Source organism: Mycobacterium sp. (assembly GCF_049673265.1).
Taxonomy (GTDB): domain Bacteria; phylum Actinomycetota; class Actinomycetes; order Mycobacteriales; family Mycobacteriaceae; genus Mycobacterium.
Window position 1 is genome coordinate 1 of the sequence record NZ_JBATXN010000198.1, and the last position, 6804, is coordinate 6804.

The 6804-nt window shown below is 63.0% G+C and carries 8 protein-coding genes and 1 tRNA gene; 4 read left to right on the top strand and 5 right to left on the bottom strand.

Going from position 1 to position 6804, the window contains the following annotated elements; genetic code table 11:
* Positions 1-22: 22 nt before the first annotated feature.
* On the top strand, positions 23-1147 hold the full coding sequence (locus tag WBF82_RS06955) for a 1,4-beta-xylanase (RefSeq protein WP_424382332.1): 1125 nt from the start codon (positions 23-25) through the stop codon (positions 1145-1147).
* Between the two features lie 26 nt (positions 1148-1173).
* Here WBF82_RS06955 and WBF82_RS06960 read toward each other — a convergent pair whose 3' ends face one another.
* Positions 1174-2166: a GlxA family transcriptional regulator gene (locus WBF82_RS06960; RefSeq protein ID WP_424382333.1), complete on the bottom strand. Its 993-nt coding sequence runs from the start codon at positions 2164-2166 to the stop codon at positions 1174-1176.
* 90 nt (positions 2167-2256) lie between these two features.
* On the opposite strand from WBF82_RS06960, the gene WBF82_RS06965 reads away from it, so the two are divergent.
* Genes WBF82_RS06965 through WBF82_RS06975 form a run of 3 tightly spaced genes read left to right on the top strand, consistent with a single transcriptional unit; the run spans position 2257 to position 4585 of the window.
* Positions 2257-2907: an HD domain-containing protein gene (locus tag WBF82_RS06965; protein WP_424382334.1), complete on the top strand. Its 651-nt coding sequence runs from the start codon at positions 2257-2259 to the stop codon at positions 2905-2907.
* Positions 2908-2924: 17 nt separating this feature from the next.
* Positions 2925-3614, top strand: coding sequence for a nitroreductase family protein (locus tag WBF82_RS06970; RefSeq protein ID WP_424382335.1), 690 nt, complete (start codon positions 2925-2927; stop codon positions 3612-3614).
* A gap of 32 nt (positions 3615-3646) precedes the next feature.
* Positions 3647-4585: an NADP-dependent oxidoreductase gene (locus WBF82_RS06975; protein WP_424382336.1), complete on the top strand. Its 939-nt coding sequence runs from the start codon at positions 3647-3649 to the stop codon at positions 4583-4585.
* Here WBF82_RS06975 and WBF82_RS06980 read toward each other — a convergent pair.
* From WBF82_RS06980 to WBF82_RS06995, 4 genes are all read right to left on the bottom strand, one after another.
* Positions 4582-5223: a zeta toxin family protein gene (locus WBF82_RS06980; protein ID WP_424382337.1), complete on the bottom strand. Its 642-nt coding sequence runs from the start codon at positions 5221-5223 to the stop codon at positions 4582-4584. The genes WBF82_RS06975 and WBF82_RS06980 overlap by 4 nt on opposite strands.
* Positions 5224-5235: 12 nt before the next feature.
* Entirely contained in the window at positions 5236-5592 is a 357-nt protein-coding gene (locus WBF82_RS06985) for a type II toxin-antitoxin system prevent-host-death family antitoxin (protein ID WP_424382338.1), read from the bottom strand.
* Positions 5593-5776: 184 nt separating this feature from the next.
* A tRNA-Ile gene (locus WBF82_RS06990) sits at positions 5777-5850 on the bottom strand.
* A gap of 54 nt (positions 5851-5904) precedes the next feature.
* On the bottom strand, positions 5905-6744 hold the full coding sequence (locus WBF82_RS06995; RefSeq protein ID WP_424382339.1) for an FkbM family methyltransferase: 840 nt from the start codon (positions 6742-6744) through the stop codon (positions 5905-5907).
* Positions 6745-6804: the final 60 nt, after the last annotated feature.

Genomic DNA, 6804 nt, shown 5'->3' on the forward strand with positions numbered 1-6804 from the left:
CCCGGGGAATTATCGTCACAGCGTGAGGCGTCGAACGGTGCTCAAGCTCCCAGTGCTGCTGGCAGCGGGCGCTACGCTGACCCCCGTCCCTCGCGCAGCAGCAGACCAAAGCCCATGGTCGCCTGACCGGGCCAACCGCTGGTATCAGGCGCAAGGGTGGCTCGTCGGCTGTAACTACATCACTTCGAACGCCATCAACCAGCTGGAGATGTTTCAGGCCGAGACCTTCGATCCACGGCGCATCGATACCGAGCTCGGCTGGGCCCAGTCACACGGGCTCAACACCGTGCGGGTTTTCCTCCACGATCAGCTCTGGGCCCAAGACCACCGCGGCTTCCAACGCCGTCTAGCGCAGTTTGTCGACATTGCGGCCCGGCACCGCATCAAACCACTCTTCGTCTTCTTCGACTCCTGTTGGGATCCGTTCCCCAAACCGGGGCGCCAGCGTGACCCGAAACCTGGGGTCCACAACTCCGGGTGGGTGCAAAGCCCAGGCGCGGAACACCTCGATGACCTTGACTACCGACGCACTCTGCGCGACTACGTCACGGGCGTGTTGAGCCAATTCCGCACGGATGACCGCGTTTTGGGTTGGGACATCTGGAATGAGCCGGACAATCCCGCCCACGTGTATCGCAAGGTCGAAAGGAAAGACAAGCTGGACCGCGTCGCCGACCTGCTCTCGCTGGCATTCGGGTGGGCACGTTCGGTTGATCCGAGTCAACCGTTAACGAGTGCCGTGTGGGACGGCGTGTGGGGAGATCCCCTGGGACGTAGTGAGAGTACTGACATCCAACTGGATAACTCCGACGTTGTCACCTTCCACTGCTACGACAAACCAGCAGGCTTCGAGGCGCGGATCGCCGAACTGTCGCCGTTGGGGCGACCGATCCTTTGCACCGAGTACCTGGCTCGGTCCCTGGGCAGTACCGTTGACGGGGTCTTGCCAGTTGCCAAGCGGCACAACGTTGGTGCGATCAATTGGGGGCTGGTCATTGGAAAGACGCAGACCTACATTCCGTGGGACTCCTGGGATCACCCGTACACGACGACTCCGAAGCTCTGGTTTGCAGACCTGCTTCAACCCGACGGACGGCCGTACCGCGACACCGAAATTCAAACGATCAGCAAGCTGAGCAAGCTCTAACGGAATTCGCCACGCTTTGAGCGGGTTCAGCCGCGGGCGGCGGTACGAAATCTGTCTCGATAGGCCTTCGGTGAGACGCCGAGGCGGTCGACGAATACCCGCCGGAGGGTTTCGGTGCTGCCGAAGCCTGCGAGGTGGGCGGTGTCGGTGACGGTGCGGCCGGCGTCGAGCGCGGCACGGGCGGCATCGATTCGGACCATTTCGACGTATTCGGCTGGAGTCATCCCTAGTTCGGATCGAAACAGTCGTGCCAACTGACGTGTACTGAGATTGGCCCGCGCGGCAAGGGTTTTCACACTGTGGTCCGCGCCAGGGTTGGCCGCAATCGCATCGGTGGCCGGCCGCAGCGCGGACTGCGGCGGTGGGTCGGCCTCGACCAGCGCCGAGAATTGCGATTGTCCTCCTGCTCGTTTGAGGTAGACGACCAACTGGCGCGCCACGTCGCGGACGAGCTCGCTGCCGTAATCCTGCTCGACCAGAGCAAGGGCGAGGTCGATGCCCGACGACACTCCGGCCGACGTGAAGATATCGCCGTCACGCACGAAAATCGCGTCCGGCTCAACGGTGATGTCGGGAAACGCACGCGCAAGTGACCGGGTATTTCGCCAGTGCGTGCTGGCGCGCCGGCCGCTGAGCAGGCCAGCCTGCGCGAGGATGAACGATCCCGTGCAGATGGAGCCCAGACGCCGGGTCCGGCCCGCCACCGATTTGACGGCCGCGACGAGTGCGGGATCAATTGCCCGCGCCGGCAGATCGTCACTGCCGGCGACCAGGACCGTGTCGGCGGATTCTATTGACGAAATGCTGTCGGTGACACCCAATCTGGTTTCGATCGAGGTGGTCACATCACGCCCATCCACCGACGCGATCTTGATGTGATAGTCCCCGCCGAATCGGTTGGCTTCGGCGAAGACTTCGCCCGCTCCGGCGACATCCAACAGCGTCACCTCGTCGAAGACGATGATCACCACCACCCGCGACCGCGCACCGGCTTCCACCACAGCGCCATTGTGTCCCATTTTGTGGGAAGGACGGCTTAATAGCCGTAGGTGGATTGCGCAGCACCCGCGCAGACTCAAATCAACGTCATCCATCCGAGGAGATTGATCATGGCCACTCAGTCGATTGAATCCATCGCCGGCATAGCGATCCCCGACAGCGCATTGGTGCGCGAGGCGACCAACCTTGTTCGCAACGCCGAGGATGACGTGCTCTTCCACCATTCCCGACGCGTATTCCTCTTCGGTGCGCTGCATGGGCACCGCCTCGGCCTGGAACCAGACCTGGAACTGCTCTATGTGGGAGCGATGTTTCACGACCTTGGCCTCACCGCGCGCTACCACACCTCTACCCAGCGCTTCGAGATGGACGGTGCCGACGCGGCGCGTGATTTCCTGCTAGAGCACGGAGTCAGACAATCCGACGCGGACAAGGTGTGGCTGGGCATCGCCCTGCACACGACGCCCGAAGTCACCGGACGCCTTGACCCCGAAACCGCCTTGCTCGCAGCCGGTGTCGCAACCGACGTGGTCGGCGTGGGCCGGGATGAGCTGGCGGCGGAAGCTAATGACGCGGTGACCGCCGCCCATCCGCGTCCCGACTTCAAGAACCGCATCCTTGCAGCCTTCAACGACGGGATGAAGCATCGTCCCGAAACGACTTTCGGCACGATGAACGACGACGTGCTGGCGCACTTCGACCCCACATTCGAGCGGTGGAACCTGGTCGACAGCATTTTCAACAGCACATGGCCTGAATAGTGGAAAGGAGCAGGCAAATGGATATCTATGAAGCGCTGTACACCACCAGGATGATGCGCCGGTTGCGGCCGGATCCGATTCCGCTGGACACGCAGGCCCGCATTCTCGATGCGGCCGTTCGTGCCCCCAACGGGGGCAACACCCAGCGCTGGCACTTTGTGGCCGTTGACGATCCGAAACTGATACGCGAGTTCGCCCAGCTGTTCCGGCAGGCGCGTGCTCTCGAGTACGAGAAATTCAGCGCAGGGACGGGACCTATGGTGGCGCCGGCACCCGGCGCGGACCAGGACGCTCACGTCGAGACGATGCGCCGAATGAAGGGCTCGGGGAATTACCTGGCTGACCACTTCGAAGAGGTTCCCCTCTTGCTTTTCGTCTTCGCCATCGACGACCTCGGCGGCGCCAACATCTACCCGGCGATTTGGAGTGCGTTGCTCGCCGCCCGCGCAGAGGGCGTCGGCGGCGTCATGACTATGGTGCTCCGCAATTTCGAGGACAAGGTGAACGAGTTACTTGGCGTGCCCGTCGAGGAAGGTTGGAAGATGTCGGCCATGCTGACCCTCGGCTACCCGCGGGGCAAATGGGGAGTCGCAGCCAATCGGCACCCCGTGCATGAGGTTTCATCCCGGAACCGCTGGGACGCGCCATTCGGTGTCGAAGTACCGCAGCCGCTGTGGCCGCCCCGAGAGCTGCGCGCGATAAGCTGAGCGTCCGCCGACATCGGGGGGTGATAATCGCTGTGGAAGCTATTGTCGTACGTGACCGCGCTGCCGGTCTCCGTGGGCTTTCGTTAGCCGAAATGCCCTACCCGCAGGCGGCAGAAAACGACGTCATCGTCCAAGTCCATGCCGCCGGCTTGACTCCTGGTGAGCTCGACTGGCCGGCAACCTGGACTGACCGCTCAGGGCACGATCGGACCCCAACTATCCCAGGCCACGAAGTCTCGGGAGTCGTCGCCGAGCTCGGCTACGGAACAACAGGATTGACCGTTGGCCAGCGGGTCTTTGGGATCACCGACTGGGCCCGCAACGGCTCGCTCGCGGAATACGTCGCTGTGGAGGCCCGCAATCTTGCGCCGTTATCGGCGCACATCGACCACACGGTGGCCGCCGCGATGCCGATTTCCGGGCTGACCGCATGGCAGGGACTGTTCAATCACGCGCAACTTGTCACTGGCCAGACGGTTCTAGTTCACGGCGCTGCCGGCGCCGTTGGTTCCATCGCGGTGCAACTTGCTCGCGAGGCCGGAGCTCGGGTGATCGGTAGTGGCCGTACCGAGCACAGGGACACGGTGCTGGGTCTCGGCGCCGACACATTCCTGGATCTGCACCAGGACCGGCTGGAGGACGTCGGCGAAGTCGACGTGGTCTTCGACGTGCTCGGCGGTGAAACCCTCACGCGTTCAGCGACATTGGTGCGTGCTGGCGGTGCGCTGATTAGCGTCGCTGAACCACCGCAAGTTCAGCCGGAGCGCGGACGCGCGATCTTCTTCGTCGTCGAACCCGACCGAGTAGATCTTGCGGCGCTGGAACTCAGACTTCGCGACGGCCGGCTGCGCCCGCTCGTCGGCGCGGTATGTCCACTGGCCGAAGCGCCTTCGGCATTCGACCCCGCGCGTCGCAGCCACGGCAAGACCGTCATCGCAATCAGCGATGTGACTAGGGATTTGGTCGGCTAGGAGTCGAGAGCGGCCGCGACGATGGGCTTGGCCCAAGCCGGTGTGGAGGTCAGATCAGACGGCCCAACGATGCGGCCGCGCTGCATGTACAGCACCAGCACCGGCTGCGGTGCCTGCCCGGTGGCGGGATCGGCGGTCGTGGAGTTGTCATAGACCCGTAGCTCGGTCAGCACAGGCAATAACGTCACGAGATTGATCAGGCTGTGGCGGTAGCGACGACGGACGTCGGCTTCGGGAATGTCATGCCCGCCGGCGCGGACCCGTTGTCGCACTCGCTCGATGTGGGCGTCGGCGCTGCCGAGCCCAACGTAGAAGACGTGGATCTCGACGCCACGCTTGGCGGCCTGGGAGAGCAGTGCCGGCATCGTGTTGCCGCCGAGTGTGGTCTCGAAGGTGAAATCGAGACCTTGATCAATCGCCCGTTTCAGCAGCTTTCGGCCCTGTTCCCAGGCCGCCGCGTTGGCCTCGGTCTGGCCCAGTCCGGGGTGGGCCGCCCTAATCTCCCGTGCGGCCTCGTCGGGGTTGTAGTACTCACCGCCCTTGGCGCGGATCGTCGCGCCGATGATGCTGCTCTTGCCGGCGCCGTTGACGCCTGCCAACACGTGTATCTGCGCCGGCCTCAATGTTTTGCGAGCCATGAGCCGCGCAGATCACCGTGGCTGTGCGGTGCGCGCCGCCTTCACCGCCGCGGCGCCCAGTTCCTTTGGCGTGGCGTCGAATGCCGCAGCGACTGCGGCTTTGGCTTGCGGTGTCTGCATGGTGGCCAACAGCTTGTCGAAGCGCTCGCTCAGGTCGTCGAGCGCAGGTGTGGCCGATGCAGTCAGCGCCTCGAATTCGGCATACGACAGCAGCACTGCCCTGGGGGTGGCGTGCTTCGTGATCACCACCGCCCCGTTGAGTGCGGCCTCCTCAAAGACCGTGCCGAACTCGTTTTTGAGGCGGCTGGCCGTCACCATGGGTACATCGACCAGCTTGCCGTCGCGGTTGCGGAACAGGACCGTGGACATGGTGCTCCCTCGTTGGTTAGATGCGCACCCCGCCTATTTTAGCCGTTTTGTCTATTTTGCGTGGATAGGACATTTTATGCCGACTCGGGGCGCGCGGCCCAGGGAGTGTCAAGGATCAACCGAAGCCGCTGTCAAACATCAGCCGAAATAATGTCAAGCATCAGCCGAGGTCATAACGATGAAGTGGGGCGGGCGGGGCTCGAACCCGCGACCAACGGATTATGAGTCCGCGGCTCTAACCAACTGAGCTACCGCCCCGTGTGCAATTCGATTGTTCACGTTAGCGCCCGGAGCGCGACGGTTGTCGCTGGCCTAGCTGCGCGACAGACTCCGGTAGCGCTGCGCGTTTCCAACCTCTACCGCGCGCCTTTCCTCTAACAGGGCTACACACCGAAACGCCAAGTCGACCGATCGATAGCAGTGATGCGCGATCAACCCCAATTGCTTCAACTGCTCATCCGTCATCGCGTCTGGGTGGGTGAAGTCCCGCACGTAAACGATGTCGGCTTCAGTGAGCTGATTGACCCACGGGAGGGCATCGTCGCCGACTTCGAAGTCCCCAATCGGTCTGCGGCTCACTCCGGCGAAGCAATGTGGGATAAACCCCTGGCCACGTAGCTCTGAATCGACCTCCCCGAACGACGGTTGGTTCCGATACAACGTAATGAACGACACCTCGGTGTGAATCGCCACCGCCTCCGCGAGCTTCTGCTGACCGTGTTGGAACACAGACAGCTCACTTCCTTGGATGTCGACCTTGAGCAAGTCGACGTGCTCGATCTCGGAGATATCGTCGAGACGTCGAGTCTCAATGGGAACGCGCTCGATCACTTCACCGTGCGGTCGGAGACTTGGAAATAATCCCAGCGTCGCGGGGTCCGGTTCGAGCAGGCTCGTCATGCCCGTTGCGCGACAGACCTTCAACGTGTGTGACCTACCGTCGCCCACTGCGCATGGCAGATACAGCTCGCTTGGGCCGCGTTTTAGCAAGAGCGCCAAGAAGGCCTGCTGCTGTGGCTCGAAACCGGTCACATGACAGAGGCCGGCCTTGAGCATCGGGAGGTAAGGCGGTTTGCCGCCGTCTAGAGGATTGGCCCCGACATCGACGACGTGGGTGAGGCGCGACGGCGAGAGCAAGTCCCGAAGGAACAACTGGGCGCCCGAGCCGATGCGGGTCGGCGTTACACGCCCACGCGTGGATGGTCCGGAACG